Origin of the sequence: Variovorax sp. OV700, assembly GCF_900099805.1 — a bacterium.
Classification (GTDB): Bacteria; Pseudomonadota; Gammaproteobacteria; order Burkholderiales; family Burkholderiaceae_C; genus Variovorax.
Map to the genome: position 1 here is coordinate 389,459 of NZ_FNDR01000002.1, position 17,918 is coordinate 407,376.

21 protein-coding genes and 1 pseudogene are annotated in these 17,918 nt (G+C 65.2%); 13 read left to right on the forward strand and 9 right to left on the reverse strand.

Going from position 1 to position 17,918, the window contains the following annotated elements; all coding sequences use genetic code 11:
* Positions 1-18: 18 nt before the first annotated feature.
* Together BLR24_RS05450 and BLR24_RS05455 are read right to left on the reverse strand one after the other, a co-directional pair.
* On the reverse strand, positions 19-738 hold the full coding sequence (locus BLR24_RS05450; protein ID WP_093013808.1) for a cupin domain-containing protein: 720 nt from the start codon (positions 736-738) through the stop codon (positions 19-21).
* A gap of 42 nt (positions 739-780) precedes the next feature.
* Complete coding sequence (locus BLR24_RS05455) at positions 781-2,262, reverse strand: aldehyde dehydrogenase family protein (protein WP_093013811.1); 1,482 nt, start codon at positions 2,260-2,262, stop codon at positions 781-783.
* Positions 2,263-2,625: 363 nt separating this feature from the next.
* Between BLR24_RS05455 and BLR24_RS05460 the strand changes: the two genes are divergently transcribed.
* Complete coding sequence (locus BLR24_RS05460; protein WP_093013815.1) at positions 2,626-3,438, forward strand: class I SAM-dependent methyltransferase; 813 nt, start codon at positions 2,626-2,628, stop codon at positions 3,436-3,438.
* A gap of 39 nt (positions 3,439-3,477) precedes the next feature.
* Here the strand turns inward: BLR24_RS05460 and BLR24_RS05465 are convergent, their stop codons facing one another.
* The gene (locus tag BLR24_RS05465; protein WP_093013818.1) at positions 3,478-4,422 is read right to left on the reverse strand and encodes a LysR family transcriptional regulator; all 945 of its coding nucleotides are present in this window, start codon (positions 4,420-4,422) and stop codon (positions 3,478-3,480) included.
* A gap of 115 nt (positions 4,423-4,537) precedes the next feature.
* Between BLR24_RS05465 and BLR24_RS05470 the strand changes: the two genes are divergently transcribed.
* Genes BLR24_RS05470 through aroQ form a run of 6 tightly spaced genes read left to right on the forward strand, consistent with a single transcriptional unit; the run spans position 4,538 to position 8,868 of the window.
* Positions 4,538-5,467 (forward strand): ketopantoate reductase family protein, encoded by a 930-nt coding sequence (locus BLR24_RS05470; RefSeq protein WP_093014740.1) that lies wholly within the window; start codon positions 4,538-4,540, stop codon positions 5,465-5,467.
* Complete coding sequence (locus tag BLR24_RS05475; RefSeq protein WP_093013821.1) at positions 5,464-5,847, forward strand: VOC family protein; 384 nt, start codon at positions 5,464-5,466, stop codon at positions 5,845-5,847. The genes BLR24_RS05470 and BLR24_RS05475 overlap by 4 nt, the downstream gene beginning before the upstream one ends.
* A 43-nt stretch (positions 5,848-5,890) precedes the next feature.
* Entirely contained in the window at positions 5,891-6,343 is a 453-nt protein-coding gene (locus BLR24_RS05480) for a MaoC family dehydratase (protein WP_093014743.1), read from the forward strand.
* Positions 6,340-7,569 carry a CaiB/BaiF CoA transferase family protein gene (locus BLR24_RS05485; protein WP_093013824.1) on the forward strand — a complete coding sequence of 410 codons (1,230 nt, stop codon included), beginning with the start codon at positions 6,340-6,342 and terminating at the stop codon, positions 7,567-7,569. The genes BLR24_RS05480 and BLR24_RS05485 overlap by 4 nt, the downstream gene beginning before the upstream one ends.
* Before the next feature lie 10 nt (positions 7,570-7,579).
* On the forward strand, positions 7,580-8,401 hold the full coding sequence (aroE, locus tag BLR24_RS05490) for a shikimate dehydrogenase (RefSeq protein ID WP_093013827.1): 822 nt from the start codon (positions 7,580-7,582) through the stop codon (positions 8,399-8,401).
* Positions 8,402-8,424: 23 nt separating this feature from the next.
* Positions 8,425-8,868 carry a type II 3-dehydroquinate dehydratase gene (aroQ, locus tag BLR24_RS05495; protein ID WP_093013830.1) on the forward strand — a complete coding sequence of 148 codons (444 nt, stop codon included), beginning with the start codon at positions 8,425-8,427 and terminating at the stop codon, positions 8,866-8,868.
* A gap of 82 nt (positions 8,869-8,950) precedes the next feature.
* Here the strand turns inward: aroQ and BLR24_RS05500 are convergent, their stop codons facing one another.
* Positions 8,951-9,328 (reverse strand): winged helix-turn-helix transcriptional regulator, encoded by a 378-nt coding sequence (locus tag BLR24_RS05500; RefSeq protein WP_093013833.1) that lies wholly within the window; start codon positions 9,326-9,328, stop codon positions 8,951-8,953.
* A gap of 109 nt (positions 9,329-9,437) precedes the next feature.
* On the opposite strand from BLR24_RS05500, the gene BLR24_RS05505 reads away from it, so the two are divergent.
* Together BLR24_RS05505 and BLR24_RS05510 are read left to right on the forward strand one after the other, a co-directional pair.
* Complete coding sequence (locus tag BLR24_RS05505; RefSeq protein ID WP_093013836.1) at positions 9,438-10,172, forward strand: SDR family NAD(P)-dependent oxidoreductase; 735 nt, start codon at positions 9,438-9,440, stop codon at positions 10,170-10,172.
* 45 nt (positions 10,173-10,217) lie between these two features.
* Positions 10,218-10,838, forward strand: coding sequence for an NADPH-dependent F420 reductase (locus tag BLR24_RS05510; protein WP_368086186.1), 621 nt, complete (start codon positions 10,218-10,220; stop codon positions 10,836-10,838).
* A 66-nt stretch (positions 10,839-10,904) separates the two neighbouring features.
* Here BLR24_RS05510 and BLR24_RS05515 read toward each other — a convergent pair whose 3' ends face one another.
* Both BLR24_RS05515 and BLR24_RS05520 read right to left on the reverse strand, forming a co-directional pair.
* A complete protein-coding gene (locus BLR24_RS05515) occupies positions 10,905-12,044 on the reverse strand; it encodes a serine hydrolase domain-containing protein (RefSeq protein WP_254787178.1) in 1,140 nt (379 codons plus the stop codon).
* A gap of 17 nt (positions 12,045-12,061) precedes the next feature.
* A complete protein-coding gene (locus BLR24_RS05520) occupies positions 12,062-12,277 on the reverse strand; it encodes a 3-hydroxyacyl-CoA dehydrogenase NAD-binding domain-containing protein (RefSeq protein ID WP_175543187.1) in 216 nt (71 codons plus the stop codon).
* 119 nt (positions 12,278-12,396) lie between these two features.
* Between BLR24_RS05520 and BLR24_RS05525 the strand changes: the two genes are divergently transcribed.
* Positions 12,397-12,813 carry a styrene oxide isomerase gene (locus BLR24_RS05525; protein ID WP_093013845.1) on the forward strand — a complete coding sequence of 139 codons (417 nt, stop codon included), beginning with the start codon at positions 12,397-12,399 and terminating at the stop codon, positions 12,811-12,813.
* 123 nt (positions 12,814-12,936) lie between these two features.
* Positions 12,937-13,590 carry a glutathione S-transferase family protein gene (locus BLR24_RS05530; protein WP_093013848.1) on the forward strand — a complete coding sequence of 218 codons (654 nt, stop codon included), beginning with the start codon at positions 12,937-12,939 and terminating at the stop codon, positions 13,588-13,590.
* A gap of 412 nt (positions 13,591-14,002) precedes the next feature.
* Here BLR24_RS05530 and BLR24_RS05535 read toward each other — a convergent pair whose 3' ends face one another.
* Positions 14,003-14,899, reverse strand: coding sequence for a LysR family transcriptional regulator (locus BLR24_RS05535; protein ID WP_093013851.1), 897 nt, complete (start codon positions 14,897-14,899; stop codon positions 14,003-14,005).
* Positions 14,900-15,049: 150 nt separating this feature from the next.
* On the opposite strand from BLR24_RS05535, the gene BLR24_RS05540 reads away from it, so the two are divergent.
* Both BLR24_RS05540 and lspA read left to right on the forward strand, forming a co-directional pair.
* Positions 15,050-15,703: a hydrolase gene (locus BLR24_RS05540; RefSeq protein WP_093013855.1), complete on the forward strand. Its 654-nt coding sequence runs from the start codon at positions 15,050-15,052 to the stop codon at positions 15,701-15,703.
* Positions 15,704-15,849: 146 nt separating this feature from the next.
* The gene (gene lspA / locus BLR24_RS05545; RefSeq protein ID WP_093013858.1) at positions 15,850-16,374 is read left to right on the forward strand and encodes a signal peptidase II; all 525 of its coding nucleotides are present in this window, start codon (positions 15,850-15,852) and stop codon (positions 16,372-16,374) included.
* 75 nt (positions 16,375-16,449) lie between these two features.
* Here the strand turns inward: lspA and BLR24_RS05550 are convergent.
* Positions 16,450-16,752, reverse strand: a pseudogene (locus BLR24_RS05550) (ferredoxin--NADP reductase); the annotation flags it as partial.
* A 155-nt stretch (positions 16,753-16,907) separates the two neighbouring features.
* The gene (locus tag BLR24_RS05555; RefSeq protein ID WP_093013861.1) at positions 16,908-17,885 is read right to left on the reverse strand and encodes a Bug family tripartite tricarboxylate transporter substrate binding protein; all 978 of its coding nucleotides are present in this window, start codon (positions 17,883-17,885) and stop codon (positions 16,908-16,910) included.
* Between the last annotated feature and the right edge of the window lie 33 nt (positions 17,886-17,918).

Sequence of the window (17,918 nt, forward strand, 5' to 3'; positions counted from 1 at the left end):
TGAATCTCGCTCGCCTGTTCAAGCCGGGACGGTTTGGCACACGTAGAACTTCGCCACGCGATCGCTGCTTTCCCACCCGATCGATGCGCCCTGGGGCACGAAGAGCGAATCGCCCGTGCCAACGGACAGCACGCCGCCGTCGGGGGCGGCGAAGCGCACGCTGCCCGCCACGAGATGCATGAACTCGTTCATGCGATGCGCGCGAACGATCCGGTGGTAGGGGGTCGAATCCCAGGCGCCCGCAAGGTACTGCGCGGCGTCATCGGTGAAGACCTTGTCGCTGCGGCACTCCGGCATGGGGCCCAGCAGCACTTCGGCGGGCAGCGTGCCGGTAGGCGTGAAGTTGGCGTCGGCGTGCAAGGGAAAGACGCCGCGCTTCGTCGGCTTGTCGCAGGCGGCCGCGCAGAACACGAAGCGCACACGGGATCCGGCCTCGATACGAAGCGAGGTGCCGCTTCCGATGACGGCACCCGCTTGGGGACCGACCACCAGCGGGGCTTTCCCCGCCGCCGTCAGGGTCAGTTCGCCTTCGACCACGACGATGGTTTCGATGTGGGGATAGCTCGCGACTTCCAGCTCACCAATGAAGCTGGTTCGGCCGGCGCTCATCTCGCCCGGTCCTTCCCACGCGATCTCGCGATGCCGCGCAAAGGGATCGTCCTTGCCGAACGGCGCTCTGCGGAAAGCGGTTGAAACGGGCGCGCCATCGGCGCGATGCAGTACTAGGGCCACGGTCATGATTGCTCCTGCGCGATGCGCGATGTCTTCACTGAAAGTCGGTCAGTTGTTGCTGGGTGCCGAGGCATCCTGAAAGCCGAGAATGGCTTTCGTTTCAAGGTACTCCTCGAAACCTTCGATGCCGTACTCGCGGCCATTGCCCGAGCGCTTGTAGCCACCGAAGGGGGCGTTGGGGTTCCAGGCCGGGTAGTTGATGTGCACCTGCCCGGAGCGGATGCGCGCCGCCACGGCACGCGCCGCGGCCAGGTCCTGGCCTTGCACATGGGCGCCCAGGCCATAGACGGTGTCGTTGGCAATCTCCACCGCCTCGTCCACGCTGTCGTAGGGAATGATCGCGAGCACCGGGCCGAAGATCTCCTCCTGTGCGATCTGCATCTGGGAGTGCACCGCGCTGAAGATGGTTGGCCGGCAGTAGAAGCCGCGCTCCAGGCCCTCCGGCCGTCCCAGGCCGCCGCAAAGCAGCTGCGCACCTTCGGCGATGCCGACGCCGATCATTTCCTGCACCCGGTTGAACTGCGCGCGGTTGGCCACCGGCCCGTGCGTGGTCTGCTGCGACCGCGGATCGCCCACGACGAAGCCCGATGCCGCTTCGAGCGCGAGCCGTTCCACCTCCGGCAGGCGCGCGCGGGGCACGATCATGCGTGTGGGCGCGCTGCAGGATTGGCCGACGTTGCGGAAGGCGGATGCCACGCCCTTGGGCACGGCCACAGAGAGGTCCGCATCCGGCAGGATCAGGTTGGGCGACTTGCCGCCGAGTTCCTGGGCCACGCGCTTGACCGTCGGGGCCGCCGCCTGGGCCACCAGCACACCGGCCCGGGTCGAGCCGGTGAACGAGATCATGTCCACGTCCGGATGCTCGGCCAAGGCGGCGCCGACTTCCGCTCCACTGCCGTTCACCAGGTTGAACACCCCCGGCGGAACGCCCGCGTCGTGCATCACCTCGGCAAAGAGCAGGGCGCTCAGGGGCGACAGCTCGCTGGGCTTCAGGACCACCGTACAGCCGGCGGCCAGGGCGGCGCCGACCTTGGCGGTGATCTGGTAGAGCGGCCAGTTCCAGGGGGTGATCAGGCCGCACACGCCGATGGCTTCGCGCACGAGGGCCATGTCACCGCGATGGGTGACGAACGCATAGCTGCGCGCGTTGTCGCGGGCCACGCGGATGTGCTCCGCGGCGGACGGCACCTGTGTGAGGCGCGCGAAGCCGATGGCCGCGCCCATCTCCAGCGAGATCGCCTGGGCGAACAGTTCGACGCGCTCCAGGATCAGGGCGTGGATGCGGTCCAGCAGCAAGGCCCGGCTCTGGGCGGAGCTCACGGACCAGGTGGTGAAGGCGCGCCGTGCGGCCACCACGGCCGCGGCGACATCCCTTGCACTGCCCAGTGCGATCTCGGCGACAGGCTCTTCGGTCGATGGGTCGATGACGGCGCTGCGCGCTTGCGTGTCGGGCAGGACCCATTCGCCGTCGACGAAGATGCGGTCCAGGTGGCCAGCGCGCCTGAGGTGCTCGACGATGGAGGAGTTCATGGAGTGGGCCTTTTCGAAACGAGGTCAGGGTTGTTCACTGCCATCCATGAAGCGTGGCTAGGAATGTTGGGCAATGCGGCGGGGTGCGACATGAAGGGGCTGAGGACGGGCCTATGGATGGCTAAAAGTTTAGGCCGCGGTTCCCTCGCGCCGATGCTGCAATGAGGGTCTTGCACGAAGCAGGCTGCGGTTGTGCGAGTGGCTACAAGCAGATCCTGCCGTCGCGCGTTCGTCAGAGGCCTTCGCATCTGACGCACTCCACCTGTTGCGGCGAACCTGCGGCGTTGACGCCACCATCGGCCGAGGCATAGCATCTGTCTGCACGGCAATTTCCAATGCGCCCGGCCGTGCGGAGGGATTGCCATGAGCACCACTTCTTCGACCTTCGTCGCCACCGACGGCGAGGGCTATGAACGGTTGATGGGCCGATGGAGCCGCCTCCTCGCGCTGCCTTTTCTAGACTTCACCGGTACCGCAGACGGCGACCGCATCCTCGACGTCGGATGCGGCACCGGCCACCTGGCCTTTGCCGTGGCGCGACGCACCGGCGCCGGAGAAGTGCGGGGCGTGGACCTCGCGCAGCCCTACATCGAACAGGCCAGGCGCCACAACGAGGATGCGCGCATCTCCTTCGAGGTGGCCGACGCCTGCGCGCTGCCGTACCCGGCGCAGAGCTTCGACCGCGTGCTCTCGCTGCTGGTGCTGCACTTTGTTCCGGAGCCGGGCAAGGCTATTGCCGAGATGCGCCGCGTCGCGAAGCCCGGCGCCGTGGTCGGTGCGGCGGTGTGGGACGTGAGGGGCGGCTGGGTCTCCAACCGCATGTTCTTCGACACCGCCGCCATGCTCGACCCCGAGGCCGGCGCGCGCCGCGCCCGCAACTACACACGGCCCATGACGCGGCCCGGCGAACTCGCCAAGGCGTGGCGCGAGGCCGGGTTCAGGGGCGTGGAAGAAGCGACGCTCACGATCCGGATGGAGTTCACGTCATTCGCGGACTATTGGGGTCCCTACGAGGGCAAGGACGGCCCTGGCGCGGAATACGTCGCCACACTGGAGGCGGACGCGCGCTCGCGTCTGCGCGAGGCTGTACAGGCGGCCTATCTCGACGGCGAAGCCGATGGTGCGCGCTCGTATGCGGCGCTGGCGTGGGCGGTCAAGGGCAGGGCGCCCGCGTAGTCGACCGCGGTAGAGCCGGCCGCCGCCGGCGAAAGGCCTCTATTTACGCGCGTTCGATTTCCTGGCAAAAAGCCGCTCGCACAAGCCACGCAACCAGCGATTCGCCGGGTCCTGGTTGTAGCGCGCATGCCAGTGCTGCTTGACGGTGAAGGGTGGCACAGGCACCGGGCAATCAAAGACAGCGAGCCCGTTGGTGCGTGCCAGTGTCTCGCCGATCTGGCGGGGCACCGTGGCCACGAGGTCGGTGGTCGACACGATGGCGGCCAGTCCCAGGAAACCGGGCAACTCCAGCAAGATGCGCCGTTCGACGCGGTGCCGCAACAGCGCCGCCTCCAACAGCTGAACGCCCGTACCGCCGACGATGCCGATGTGTGCTTCGGCCTTGAAGTCGCGCAAGCCCATGCCTTTTGCTGCGACCCGCGGGTGTTTGGCATTGACCAGGCACACCCAGTCTTGCGGATAGAGCACCTGTTGATAGAAGCCTGACTCGAGCCATGGCACCAGTCCGATCGCAAGGTCGGCCTGGCCGGACTGCAGCGCCTGTCCGGTTTCCTCATCGATGCGCGCAGCCTCCAGGCGGATGCCGGGGCCCACGGCGCGAACGTGCGCGAGCAGTTGCGGCAGCAGCGTGATGTGGCTGGCATCCGTCATGCAGATACGGAAGCGCCGCCTTGAGGTCGATGGATCGAACGCTTCGGGCGGCGCGGCCACACGGCGCAGCGCCGCCAGTGCCTCGCGCGCCGGAACGATCAGTTCTTCCGCGCGCGGCGTGGGCTGCATGCCTGCCGCGGTGCGCACGAACAGCTCGTCGCCCAGGTGCCTCCGCAGCCGGCCCAGCCAGTTGCTCACCGTCGGCTGGCTTTGGCCGAGCTGGTCGGCCGCGCGCGTCACGCTCTGCGTGGTGTAGATCAGGTCAAACAGGCGCAGCAGCTTGAGGCTGAGCAAGCCCGCGCTCGCATCGAGGTTGTCATCGTCTGCATTCATTTCAAAACGGAATGTAGACCATTCGTCCCATGTCATGGACGAAATGTTCATCGAAACTTATCTTCAGGGCATTCCTTCGAGACATCCCTTCGAGACACCCCTTCGAGAGACAGGCATGAAAATCTACTTCCTTGGCGCAGGCGCCCTCGGCTGTGCCATCGGCGGCACGCTTGCGGCCGGCGGGTCGGACGTCACGCTCATCGATCCGTTCCAGGCGCACGTCGACGCCATCCATCGCGACGGTCTCCTCATGAAGGAGGGCGACTCGGAACGCCGCGTCAAGGTGCGCGCATCGACAAGCGTCGAGGGCCTGGCACCAGCCGACCTGGTGGTCGTGCTGGTCAAGTCCTTCCACACGCGCGCCGCCATCGAAGGCGCGTTGTCGATCATCGGGCCCGACACCGCGCTGATGTCGCTGCAGAACGGCATGGGCCACGAGGAGATCCTGGCCGACGTCGCCGGCCGCGCGCATGTGCTGGCCGGCAAGACCTACGTTGGCGGCGTTCTGCTCGGCCCGGGCCGCATCATGGCCGGCACGCGCGGCAAGCGCACGGTGATCGGCGAGCTCGACGGCAACGTGAGCGAACGCGCCAGGGCCATCGCAGCCGAGTTCGATCGTGCCGGGCTGCCTTGCGAGGTCAGCGACAACATCATGGGCGTGATGTGGGACAAGCTGCTCATCAACGTCTCGACGGGCGCGCTGAGCGGCATCACGGGCCAGGTGTACGGCAGCCTCTACGCGGTGCCCGAGATCGAGGCCACGGCCATCGCGGCCGTGACCGAGGCAATGGCCGTCGCGCAGGCGATCGGCGTGAAGCTGTCGATCAAGTCCCCGCGCGATGCATGGGTGATGGCCGCCGAAGGCCTGCCCTACGAATTCAAGACCTCGATGCTGCAGAGCCTGGAGAAAGGCTCCATCACCGAGATCGACTTCATCAACGGCTCGGTGGTGCGCGCCGGACTCAAGCACAACGTGCCGACGCCGGTGAACCAGACGCTGGTTGCCGCCATCAAGGGCATCGAACGCCGGCTGGAGGTGAAATGAGCACGCCGCGCGCCTATGTGGAACACGTCGCCATCTGGGTGAAGGACATCCACTGGCACATCAAGTTCTTCCACGACGTCTGCGGCATGACGATGCGCGAAGTACAGGGCACGCTCGAAGAGCCGGTGCAGTACTGGACCCTCGGCGGCATGCAGTTCATGGCCAAGCCGGACTACGCAGGGCCTGAAGGCCGCCTCGGCCATCTCGGCGTGATGTGCGAAGACCTCGAAGCCGCACTCACCGCAGCAGAGACCTTCGGCGTGACCGAAATGCCGCAGGGCCGCAACTGGCTGCGCCTGCCGGACGGCCTGGCCGTCGAATTCATCCAGGCCAGCGCTGGCGCCGTGGCGCGCGCGCTTGCCATCGATCCCCGCGCCTGAAGAACCGTCATCCCAATACAGAGACACACACACCATGACCGCCTTGACCATTGAAGACAAGTACTGGGACGACGCCGTCGTCGGCCAGGAATGCACAAGCCCGCCCTATGAAGTGACGGAGGCCCGCGTGATGGCGTATGCAGACCTCACCGGCGACCACACCCCCGTTCATACCGACGAAGCCTATGCGCGCACCACACCGTTCGGCACCCGCGTGGCGCACGGACTGTTCGGCCTGTCGGTGGCCGATGGGCTCAAGACGAAGAGCGACATGCGCTTCATGCCGGGCATGTCCCTCGGATGGGAATGGAGCTTTGTAGCCCCCATCAAGCTCGGCGATACGGTGCGCGTGAAATTCCACGTCGGCAGCAAACGCGAATCGAAAAGCAAGCCGGGCTGGGGCATCCTCGTGCTGCCTTCCGAACTCATCAACCAGCGCGACGAGGTCGTGCAAAAGGGCGAGCACCGCGTGATGGTGCCGAGGAAGCCGGTATGAGCGCAGCGTCACAACAAGCGCTGCCGCTGGCCGGCTTCCGCGTCATCGACTACAGCCACTTCCTGGCCGGCCCCTATGTCGGGCGCTGCCTCGCCGCGCTCGGTGCGGAGGTCATCAAGGTGGAGCGCCCCGGCACGGGCGATGCGGGGCGTCAGCATGCGTGGTTCGTCGGCGACCACAGCGGCTACTTCCTGCAGCAGAACATGGGCAAGAAGGGGCTCAGCGTGAACACGAAAGATCCGCGCGGCCGCGCGCTGATGAAGAAGCTGGTCGACAGTGCCGACGTGTTCGTCGAGAACTACCGCCCCGGTGCGCTCGACAAGCTCGGCCTGGGCTATGCCGAACTCGCCGAAACCAACCCCGGCCTCGTGTACTGCTCGATCTCGGCCTACGGCCACACCGGCCCCGACTCGCACCGCGCTGGCTTCGGCCTGATCGCCGAAGCCAAGAGCGGCATCATGCAGATGGTGGGCAACCCTGGCGAGGCGCCGCCGCTGCTGCGCATCTCGCTGGGCGACATGTACACCGGCATCCATGCGGTCGCCGCGATCAATGCAGCGCTGCTGGGGCGCGTGAAGTCCGGCCGCGGGCAGCACATCGACATGGCGCTGTACGACACGCTGGTGTCGATGCACGAGTACGCGGTGCAGTGCTACACGCTTTCCAACGGACAGGAAGTGCCGGTGCAGACCGGGCACGACATGCCCAATTCCACGCTCTACGGCGTGTTCCGCGCGCAAGATGGTGACCTCGTGATCGCCGCGCAGGTGGACGACGCGTGGAAGCGCTTTGCCGCGCTGGTCGAAAAGAATGGTGGCCCTGTGGGGTTCGGCAGCGACACGCGGCTGCACGCGTCAGCCGGGCGCAATGCCCATCGCGCGGAGATCCTCGAAGTGGTGAAGCCGTGGGTTGCGGCGCAGCCGGTCGCGCAGGTGCTGAAGCTGCTGGAGGGCATCGACGTGCCGGCGGCCAAGGTTCAGCGCATCGACGAAGTGCTGGCCGATCCGCAGATCCGTGCGCGCGGCATGGTGGTCGAGCAGGACCACCCGGTGCTCGGGAAGATCCGCCTGCCGAACCTGCCCTTTCGCATGTCGGGGTGCGACACCTCGATCACGCAGGCAGCGCCCGAACTGGGTGAGCACAACGCGGAAATCGCGGCCAGCCTCGGCTTCGACGCGGCACAGATCGCCGACATGCAGGCCGATGGCGTGCTCTACAGCAAGTAAGGAGACGCTGATGACCGACAAGTACGCCGTGATCGGCAATCCGATAGGACACACCAAGTCGCCGATGATCCACGGCAGCTTCGCGCAAGCGACCGGCCAGGACATCGACTACAGCGCGATCGAGGGCTCGCTCGACCGCTTCGCCGACGACGTGCACGCATTTCGGAAGTCAGGCGGGCGAGGAATGAACGTCACGGCGCCCTTCAAGCTGCAGGCCTATGCGCTGGCCACCGAACGGCTCGAACGCGCCGAACTCGCCGGCGCCACCAATGCGCTCAAGTTCGAGGGCGACCGCATCATTGCCGACAACTTCGACGGCGTGGGCCTGACCAACGACATCCAGCGCAACCTGGGCTTCTCGCTCAAGGGGGCGCGCATGCTGGTGATCGGCGCTGGCGGTGCGGTGCGTGGCGCACTGCTGCCCTTTCTCGCGCAACAACCGAACGTCGTCGTATTGGCGAACCGCACAGAGGCAAAGGCCACCGATCTTGCAAGGCAGTTCGCTGGGCACGGCCACGTGCAATGCTGCGGCTACGGCGATCTGGCAGGAGAGCGATTCGACATCGTCATCAACGGCACCTCGGCCAGCCTCAAGGGGGAGCTGCCGCCCCTGCCCGCCGAGACGCTTCAAGGTGCGAAGCTGGCCTACGAGCTCGCCTATGGCAAGGGTCTTACGCCCTTCCTGCGTCTGGCGCAGCACGCCGGCGTGCCGAAGCTGGCCGACGGCGTCGGCATGCTCGTGGAACAGGCGGCGGAAGCCTTCTTGTGGTGGCGTGGCGTGCGTCCCGATACGCGCAGCGCCATCGAACGCATGACCATTCCTTTGGTCTGATGCAACGAGACGCAGACAACCCCATGAAGATCCTCATGCTGCACGGCATCAATCACAACATGTTCGGCAAGCGCGACCCGAAGCAATACGGCACGATGACGCTGGCCGAAATCGACGCGAAATTGCAAGCACTGGGCAAGGAACTCGGCGCCAAGGTCGAGAGCTTCCAGACCAACAGCGAAGGCGCGATGTGCGAGCGCATCCACCGCGGCTTCGTCGAGGGAGTGGACGCGGTGCTCATCAACGCCGGCGCATGGACGCACTACAGCTACGGCATCCGCGACGCGCTGGCGATCCTTACGGTACCGGTCGTCGAACTGCACATGTCGAACATCCATGCGCGCGAGAAATTCCGCCACCACTCGGTGTTCGCGGAAATTGTGAAAGGACAGATTTGCGGATTTGGCGTCGACAGCTACATGCTCGGTCTGCGTGCCGCGGTATCGGCCGCCGCGCAGGCGCAATGATGTTCATGTCGGTTGGTGTGTCGGACTTCGCCTGGACGCGAAGGCGGTGCGGGCAGCGACTCAGCGTTTCTTCAGCGCCCTGCTAGGGCACAGTGCCGCGCTTGGCGAAGATGCTGGCCACTTCCGCCATGTGCTCGGTTCCCCAGGTGCACAGCGGGACGATCGCCTCGGCCAGGCTGCGGCCGAGCGGGGTCAGCGCGTAGTCCACTCGCGGCGGCACCTCCTTGTAGTCGGTCCGCGCCAGCACGTGGTCGGCCTCCAGATCCTTCAAATGCTGGATCAGCACCTTGTCGCTGACACCCTCGATCAAGCGCTTGAGCTCGCCATAACGCCTCGGACCGTCGCGCAGGAAAAACAGGATCAGCGGTTTCCACTTGCCCGAGATGATGCGCAGCGTGGCGTCGAGCCCGCAGGAAAAGCCGCCGGTACCGCAGGTTGGATGAGAAGGCGTCGTCGTCATTATTTGATACTTACCAAAAAGTGCATACTTGTCCTTAGGTTATCAGAACTCCATACTTGTCCTCAAGCAATTCCTGCTTCTGTGCAACTCGAAACTATGGATTCATGACATGACCAGACTGAATGGAAAGACCGCCGTGATCACCGGCGGCGCCACCGGCATCGGCCGCGCCGCGGCACAGCGCTTTATCGAGGAGGGCGCCTTCGTCTTCATCTTCGGCCGCCGGCAGGAGGCGCTCGATGCCGCTGTGGCAGACCTCGGGCCCAACGCCCGCGCGGTGCAGGGCTCGGTCTCCCATCCGGCCGACCTCGACCGGCTCTACGCGGCGGTGAAGGCTGAGCGCGGAACCCTCGACATCGTGTTCGCCAATGCCGGGGCGGGAAGCCCGCTTCCGCTCGGCCAGATCACCGCCCAGCACATCGATGAAACCTTCGACACCAATGTGAAGGGGACGATCTTCACGGTCCAGAAGGCGCTGCCGCTGATGGGCGAGGGCGGTTCGATCATCCTGACCGGATCGAGCGCCGGCACCACGGGCGCCCCGGCGTTCAGCGCCTACAGCGCGAGCAAGGCCGCAGTTCGCAACCTCGCGCGGACCTGGGCGGAGGACCTGAAGGGCACCGGCATCCGGGTCAACGTGCTGTCGCCCGGGCCGACGGCAACCGAACTCGCGAAGGCCGCGCTGGGCGAAGAGGGGATGAAAGTCTTCGCCGCGATGAATCCGCTCCAGCGCATGGCCGATCCGGCGGAGCTCGGGGCTGCGGCTGTCTTTCTCGCCTCGTCCGACAGCAGCTTCATGACCGCCAGCGAGGTTGCCGTTGACGGCGGCCTGGCACAAATCTGACGCACTACGCCCGAGGGTCGCTCGATCGTTCGGAGCCGGCAGGGCGTGACAAACCAAAGGAAGACAATGAGCTACGCAATCATCGGCTTCGGCCCTGTCGGCCAGGCCCTGGCCAAGGCGTTTGCCCGCAAGGGCATCGAAGTGTCTGTCGCAACCACGCGTGACCCGGAAAGCTTTGCCTCCGCCGCGGCCGCGATCGGACCTACGATCATTCCCAGAAAGTTGGCAGAAGCGGTCAAGGCCGACATCGTCTTTTTGGCTGTGCGCTTCGAGTCGCACCCGGATGTCGCGAAGGCGCTGTCCACCTGGCAGGGGAAGACCATCGTCGATGTGACGAATGCCTACGGCGTGCCCCCTGAGCAGCTGGGAGGACAGCCTTCCTCCACGGTCGTCGCGCAGGCCTTCACTGGTGGAAGACTGGTCAAAGGCTTCAACCATTTGGTCGCTGCCGTTCTTGGCCGAGATCCCACCGTACATGGTGGCAAGAGGGTCGTGTTCCTGGCCAGCGACGATGACGGCGCAGCAGCGGAGATTGGTGCGCTCGCGGAAAATCTCGGGTTCTCGCCGATCAAGCTTGGCGGGCTTTCGGAAGGTGGACTGCTTGTGCAGGCGCGCGGAAATAGCTGGGGTCAACTGATCTTTAAGGACTTGGTCAAGGTCGACTGATAAATGTGATCGCAAATCTCGATGGCGGGCGGCTGCTTGTCGCCGTTCGCCATGCGAGCAGCATACCTACCGCTCCCCTATGCGACAGGGTGCTGCGGCCAACATCCGCGCTGCGCGCAGGAATGCCGCCGGACCAACCCAGCTGACATTCCAGTTGCCCGCGACCGGCACCTCGCGCTTGTGCGCGATCACCATTTCCCGCTTCGGCACGACCAGAATGTACTGGCCATGCACGCCCCACGCCATGTAGGCGCCGCTCAGCGGCGAGTCTTGCGGCTCTTCGAGCAGCCACCACAGATAGCCATATCCGAAGCCCCGCCGTGCCGTGTGCGGCGGATGCATCTGTGCAGCGGGCGTGGTCTGGTGCGTCATTTGTTCGACCCAGTCGGCCGGCACGAGTTGCTGGCCGCGCCAATCGCCCTGGCGCAGCATCAAGTAACCCAGGCGTGCCATGTCACGCGTGGACAGGTAGAAGGGGTAGGCCAAGTGCTGCGAGCGCCGCGCGTCGCCGCTGCGTGCATGGCGGGCAAGATCGAAATCTTCCAGCTGTAGAGGCGTGGCCAGCTCGTCCGCGAAAGCCTGGTAGATGTTTTGCCCGGTCAGGCGTTCGAAGATGGTGCCTGCAGTGTTGAAGTCCCAGTTGTTGTACAAGAAGTAGCTGCCGGGCACATGCGATCCACGTGGGGGCGCTGCCGCCGCGTCGTCACCGCCATTGGCGGCCGCGTGGTAGACCCCTGAACGCGCGGCGAGCAGGTCGCGCAGCCTGGCTTGCCGCTCGATCGGCAGCAAGCCGCCCACGTCGTCGATGCCCAGGTCAGCCAGCGTGCGGTCGAGGTCGATAGTGCCGTTGGCCACGTACTTGCCGTACATCATCGAGAGCACGCTCTTGCGCACCGAGAACACGATGCTGACGGTCTGGACCGGGCCCTCGCTGAACAGCACGCGGCCGTCCTGCACGGCCATGAGCGAGGTGGTGTCCAGCGTGCGTATGTAGTCGCGAGTAGCGTCCAGGTCGCGGCGGCAGGCGCTGCCCGGCTCCGCTTCATACGCCGCCGACCAGGATGCTCCGGGGAAGACCACGGGCACGGCGGGCGTTGCGGTGGCGCATCCGCCGGAGAACATACACACTGCCACCCACATGGCCGAGTGCCTTGCGGCGAACAGCGCCTGTGTAGCTAAGCCTGCGATGCACTTGAAGAATTTCACAACGAACTTCCAACGGGTCAAGCGTCCAGCTGAAAGCCGGCAAAAAAATCGCCTTGATTTGACACTAGTTCAGCGGGCACACGACCGATGCTCCGTTCGAAGACTTCCGCGTCCACATTGCGCCCGCGGTTGACTCGAACGGGTGCCCGGCCCAGTGACGCGAAGACCGCATGCAGCTTGTCGACGGTGCTGTCGCTGGTACTTTCTCCCTTGGCGATTTCGACCAGCGGCACGAGATGCGCAGGTCGAGCGTCCAGCCGTCACCCTCTCACCGTTCCTCCCTGGGCGACTTGTGCCTTCGCAGCAGGTCGCTGCACGTTAAGCTCGCGGCTTTGATGTTCTTTCGTACTCCATGCTGTCTGCCGCCCGCCATCTCGCCTTCCACGGCTCCATCGTCTTGTTGTTCGGATTGCTGCTGGGCGCCCCCTATGCGCGAGCGATCAAGCGCAATGCGGCTGCGCACGTTGTGAACTCCTGGCGAGTCGCTCACTTGAGCCTGCCGATCGGTGCAACCTTGATGTTCGCGGTTGCGGCATGGCTGCCATCCGTCTCTGCTCCGGCGCCTCTTGCGTGGATCGTTGCCATCGCACTTATCGTGTCAGCATATGGATTCTGTGTCTCTACACCGCTGGCCGCGTTGACCGGGCGTCGCGGGCTTTCGGCCGGCGAGGGATTCGAACGTGTTGTTTATCTCGGCAACATGCTTGGCGCGATCGCCTCAATTGTTGGCGGTGCGGCTTTGGTGGTTGCAGCGTTCATTTCTCTGTAGGCATGCCACGGGGCAGCAGGCGCGCTAGGTCTACTCCTGACCTCGCCAGCCAGGACAGAATGCGGGCCATACCTGCCGCTTGCAACCTGCGCCGCGCTTGCCGCACGTCGAAAGGACACCACGATGACCATCACCATCACCGCCTTTGAACGGTCACCCGACGGGGGCAAGGGTCTGGCGCGCGACACGCGCGTGCGCTGGGCACTGGAGGAGGCCGGCCTGCCCTACGAGGTGCGCCTGGTGTCCTTTCGCGCGATGAAGGAGGCCGCGCATCTGGCGCTGCATCCCTTCGGCCAGATCCCCACCTACGAAGAAGGCGACCTCGCGCTGTTCGAGACCGGCTCCATCGTGCTGCACATCGCCGAGCGCCAACAGGGCCTGTTCCCCGCCGATGCCAACGCAAGGGCGCGCGCCATCACGTGGATGTTCGCGGCGCTCAATACGGTCGAGCTTCCCATTCTCGAACTCGTCACCGTCAAGCTGGCGGAAGGCGACAGGCCCTGGAAAGCCGAGCGCCTGCCCCTCGTGGAGGACCGGGTGCGCGTCCGACTGAACCAGCTGGCTGCCCGCCTGGGCGACAGAGACTGGCTGGACGGCGGCTTCAGCGCGGGCGACCTGCTGATGGTGTCGGTGCTGCTGCGGCTCCGTCCGTCCGGCCTGTTGAACGAGTTTCCCAGTCTGGCTGCCTATGTCGCTCGCGGCGAAGCGCGGCCGGCCTACCAGCGGGCGTTTGCCGCGCAACTGGCGATCAACGCCGCCCCCTTGCCGGCGGGCTGAGGGGGGGCGCGGACGAAGCGATGCACGGCCGACCGCAAGGTGTCTGCGCCCCGACCCTAGGCTGCACGTTGCCAATTGGTTGGGTCGGCCGCTTCACGTTCAGATGATGAACCACAAAGCGAGGAATACAAGCAAATACGAAGACACCAGGAGCTGAGCGAACTGTTTGGCCATGTGCGTTCTCCAGTGAAGTGGACAGCTGGCGCCGCTTGTCTACCTGTCTTGGGGCAAAGCGTTTCGCCGTGAAACCACTGTAGAAATTGCGCCGCACGCGCGCATGAGCGGTACGCACCTTTTTCCGGGGAGACAAATGCCCTCACTGATGCTGCCCTCGACAAGCGCCTCCGCCGGCGAGGTTCTCACCCCTCGCATCCCGAAGCCACCCTAACCACGCATCAACGTCGATCCGCACTCAGACCGGTGCAGCTCCCGCAAGGTGTGGAGACCGGTCGCAATGCTCGATCAGGAGTTCGGTCAGGACCCGAATCTTCCGAGCGGGATGCTGACCGGGCGGGCGGATGACATAGGCACCTGCCGGGGGTGGCGGATGACGTGTCATCACCGGCACGAGTGCCCCGGACGCCAAATGCTCATGGGTGAGCCAATCCGGCAAGTAAGCGATTCCGAGTCCTGCAGTGGCGGCAGTGACCAACGCGGTACCGTTGTCGCTCTTGAAGCGCCCCTGCGGATGAACCGTGATGATCCTGTCGCCGTCCATGAGTTGCCAGGCTTCGGTTCCCTGCATAAGGGCTTGGTGGGCGGCAAGCTCCTCTGGGGTCTCGGGCGACCCATGCGCCTTGACATAGTCCGGACTTGCGACCAGCTTCCCATGGATACGACCGATGCGTCTTGCGATCAAGCCGGAGTCCTGAAGATAGCCAACCCGTATCGCACAGTCGTAGCCTTCCGCAATGAGGTCGACGAACCGATCGCTGTAGCAGGCCTGGATGTGAAGCTGAGGATGGCGTCGTGCCATTTCCGCGAGGATGGGAGCAAAGTGGGTCGGGCCGAAAGAAAGCGGCGCGGCAACCCTCAAACGGCCGCGAAGTTCGCCGGCAGGCAGGATCGCCTCCCTGGCCGTGTCGATCTCGGCGCAGACCCTGGCCGCATAGTCGCGGAATGTGGCCCCGGCTTCTGTGAGCGCGGCCCCGCGAGTGGATCGCGAAAGCAACTGAACACCAAGTTCCGCTTCAAGCCGCAACAGGCGACGGCTGACGATGGACTTGGCCACGCCGAGCCGGAGCGCGGCCGACGAAATCCCTCCTGCATCCGCAACTTCTACGAAGGTCTGTAGCTCTTCGATGTCCAACTGAGCGTTCCTCTTTTCGCGACACAGCTCGCCCCGAAATGGTACTACCGCAGCGGATTCGGGAACAACACAATGCGTCAGGCAAACGTCGCCGCCGGCGAACGCTTTCGCAAATCAATCCCGCTCAAAGCGGCAACAAAGGATGCATCAATGACTTTTCGCAACGGCCTTACTTCACTTCTTCGTCCAGAAGATTCGGTGCTCGTTCTGATCGACCACCAGCCTTACCAACTTGCGAACGTGAACAGCCACGAACCGCAGATGGTGATCAATAACACGGCAGGGCTGGCGAAGGCCGCCAGGGCCTTTGGCGTCCCTACCATCCTGACGTCGGTAATCGCCGCCCGAGGCGGTCTCCTCTTCCCCCAGATCACCGATGTATTCCCTGACCAAGAGGTGATCGACCGGACGTTCATCAACACGTGGGAGGATCAGAAGGTGGTGGACGCGGTGAAGGCAACGGGTCGCAAGCAGCTGGTCATCGCGGGCCTTTGGACCGAGGTTTGCGTCGCGATGCCGACAATCCAGGCCCTTGGCGAAGGCTGGGACGTTACGGTGATCACCGATGCCTCGGGCGGTGTTTCAGTCGAGGCCCATGAGGTCGCCATTCAGCGCATGATCGCGGCCGGTGCGAACATGATGACCTGGATGGCGCTCGCCGCCGAATGGCAGCGCGATTGGGCTCGGACCGATCAAGCCGTTGCACTGACGGAAGTGATCACCCAACATGCCGGCGGCAGCGGCATCGCGTTCCTGTGGGAGCAGCAGCTGCTCAACACGCCTGTGCCTGGCAACGCAGGATAATTTGAGCGGGGATGAAGGGGTTCTTGCGCGGCGTCGCGAGCCAGCTCGAAAATGCCGCCTGGAACCGCCGGTGACGATCGATCATCGGGGTGCACCACGAGTGTTTGAACCCGGATCCGGCCCGACAACATCAGGAGAGCCCCGCAATGACGATCATCGTGTCTGCCGACAGGCGCCGCGAAGGCATACCCGCCGCAGCCGCTCGGCTGGCGCCCTATCTGGGCATTGCCTTCGCCGTTGTGCTGCTGGACCAGGCATCGAAGTCGTTCGCCACGCGATTCCTGGGCGGGGGCGACGTCTTTCCCATCACGCCCTTTGCCGACCTCGTCCTGGCGCACAACCGGGGCGTTGCCTTCTCCTTCTTGGCCGACGCCTCGGGCTGGCAGCGATGGCTGTTCACGGCGCTTGCCATCGCGGCGGCTGCGTTCATCTTCAAGCTGCTGGTGCAGCCCAGCGGCACACGGTTGTTCAGAGCGGCCTTGGCACTTGTGCTCGGCGGGGCCCTGGGAAATGCGATCGACCGTTCATGGCAGGGGCATGTGGTCGACTTCATCCATCTCTATTGGCGCGAGGTCTACGACTTCGCCATCTTCAACGTGGCCGATTGCGCCATCACTGCAGGCGCGGCGCTTCTGGTCCTGGCTGAAGTCAGGCGGTCGCGAGCCGCTTGAAGCAGATTCGACCTTGCCATCGAGTCATAGAACGTCGGACGCGACACCCGCCGTCATCTCGCGCAATGCTTCGCGCTATTTCTCGACGAAGGCGCGCTCGATCACGTAGTCGCCCAGCTCGCCCTGGCGCGGGCTGATCTGGAAGCCGCGGGCATCGAGCAGCTTGCAGCTTTCGGCCAGCATGGCGGCGCTGCCGCAGATCATGGCGCGGTCCACCGCGGGGTCGAGCGGCGGCAGCCCGGTGTCGCCGAACAGCCGGCCCGATTCGATGACTTCGGTCAGCCGGCCCTGGTTGCGGAACGACTCGCGCGTGACGGTGGGGTAGTAGACCAGCCGTTCGCGCACCAGCTCGCCGATGTATTCGTTGTTCGGCAGGTCGTGCTCACGCACCGGCCGTGCGCTCGCTGATCACTGCGCCGGTGCACGTTCGCGAGTTTGCGAACGGGGGAAGAGGGTCGCAAACCCCACGCCAGAGCCACGCGGCGAGGTGCGTGGCCCATTCATGCGAACCTTGGCGCCTCAGGGCGCCGCCCTCACTGCGCCACGCGGATGTTGGCGTCCTTGATGATCTTGGCGTAGACGGCGGCATCCGAGCGCACCACCTTCTGGAACTCTTCGGGCTTGCCGCCCGCCACTTGCAGGCCGAGCGCCTCGATCTTGGCGCTGACCTCGGGCAGGTGCACGATGCGGTTGATCTCGTCCGAGAGCTTCTGCACCACGGGCGCCGGCGTGGCGGCGGGCAGGAACACGCCGAACCAACCATACGGATCGAACGAGTGGTAGCCCAGCTCGGCAAAGGTGGGCACGTCGGGCAGGCCAGGCATGCGCTGCGTGCCGGTCACGGCCAGTGGCCGCATCGACTTGAGGTGCGGCCGCGCACTCGCGCTGTCGACGAAGGCCGAGGCCAGCTGGCCGCCTACGAGATTGGTCACGAGCGGTGCGGCGCCCTGGAACGGCACGTGCACCAGGTCGATGCCGGCCTGCATGTTGAGAAGCGCGCCCTGGATGTGCGAGGAGGTCCCTGCGCCGTAGCTACCGAAGTTGTACTTGCCCGGACTGGCCTTCACCATTGCGATGAAGCTCTTCAGATCCTTCGCGGGAGAGTCGAGCGGCACGGCCAGCATGCTGGGGCTGCGCGCAATCATCGTGACTGGCGCCAGGTCTTTCAGCGGGTCGTAGGGCAGCTTCTCCATGAGCATCGGCTGCTGAATCAGCGCGGTGATGCCGATGAGCACGGTGTAGCCGTCTGGCGGCGCCTTCGCAACGAAGCTGTTGCCGATGGTGCCGCCCGCGCCGGGCCGGTTGTCCACCATAGCCGGCTGGCCCCAGGCTTCCTGCAGCTTCTGGCCGATGGTGCGCGCGAGCGTGTCGGTGGCGCCGCCGGCGGGGTAGGGCACGATCAGCTTGAGCGGCTGGGCTGGGTAGGCCGTCTGCGCCAAGGCCGGCGCGGGCAGCAGCGCGGCCAGGCCGGCTGCAAGGCAGAGTCTTCGCATCATCTTCGATGTCTTCATGGTGTTTGTCTCCTCGGGTGGATCGGGAAAAAC

Excerpts from the sequence above, each read along its gene's own strand:
- BLR24_RS05540 (WP_093013855.1), top strand. The coding sequence starts at position 15,050 with ATGACTTTTCGCAACGGCCTTACTTCACTTCTTCGTCCAGAAGATTCG.
- aroE (WP_093013827.1), top strand. The coding sequence starts at position 7,580 with ATGACCGACAAGTACGCCGTGATCGGCAATCCGATAGGACACACCAAG.
- BLR24_RS05530 (WP_093013848.1), top strand. The coding sequence starts at position 12,937 with ATGACCATCACCATCACCGCCTTTGAACGGTCACCCGACGGGGGCAAG.
- BLR24_RS05525 (WP_093013845.1), top strand. The coding sequence starts at position 12,397 with ATGCTGTCTGCCGCCCGCCATCTCGCCTTCCACGGCTCCATCGTCTTG.
- BLR24_RS05455 (WP_093013811.1), bottom strand. The coding sequence starts at position 2,262 with ATGAACTCCTCCATCGTCGAGCACCTCAGGCGCGCTGGCCACCTGGAC.
- lspA (WP_093013858.1), top strand. The coding sequence starts at position 15,850 with ATGACGATCATCGTGTCTGCCGACAGGCGCCGCGAAGGCATACCCGCC.
- BLR24_RS05470 (WP_093014740.1), top strand. The coding sequence starts at position 4,538 with ATGAAAATCTACTTCCTTGGCGCAGGCGCCCTCGGCTGTGCCATCGGC.
- BLR24_RS05485 (WP_093013824.1), top strand. The coding sequence starts at position 6,340 with ATGAGCGCAGCGTCACAACAAGCGCTGCCGCTGGCCGGCTTCCGCGTC.
- BLR24_RS05460 (WP_093013815.1), top strand. The coding sequence starts at position 2,626 with ATGAGCACCACTTCTTCGACCTTCGTCGCCACCGACGGCGAGGGCTAT.
- BLR24_RS05505 (WP_093013836.1), top strand. The coding sequence starts at position 9,438 with ATGACCAGACTGAATGGAAAGACCGCCGTGATCACCGGCGGCGCCACC.
- BLR24_RS05465 (WP_093013818.1), bottom strand. The coding sequence starts at position 4,422 with ATGAATGCAGACGATGACAACCTCGATGCGAGCGCGGGCTTGCTCAGC.
- BLR24_RS05450 (WP_093013808.1), bottom strand. The coding sequence starts at position 738 with ATGACCGTGGCCCTAGTACTGCATCGCGCCGATGGCGCGCCCGTTTCA.
- BLR24_RS05500 (WP_093013833.1), bottom strand. The coding sequence starts at position 9,328 with ATGACGACGACGCCTTCTCATCCAACCTGCGGTACCGGCGGCTTTTCC.
- aroQ (WP_093013830.1), top strand. The coding sequence starts at position 8,425 with ATGAAGATCCTCATGCTGCACGGCATCAATCACAACATGTTCGGCAAG.
- BLR24_RS05555 (WP_093013861.1), bottom strand. The coding sequence starts at position 17,885 with ATGAAGACATCGAAGATGATGCGAAGACTCTGCCTTGCAGCCGGCCTG.
- BLR24_RS05475 (WP_093013821.1), top strand. The coding sequence starts at position 5,464 with ATGAGCACGCCGCGCGCCTATGTGGAACACGTCGCCATCTGGGTGAAG.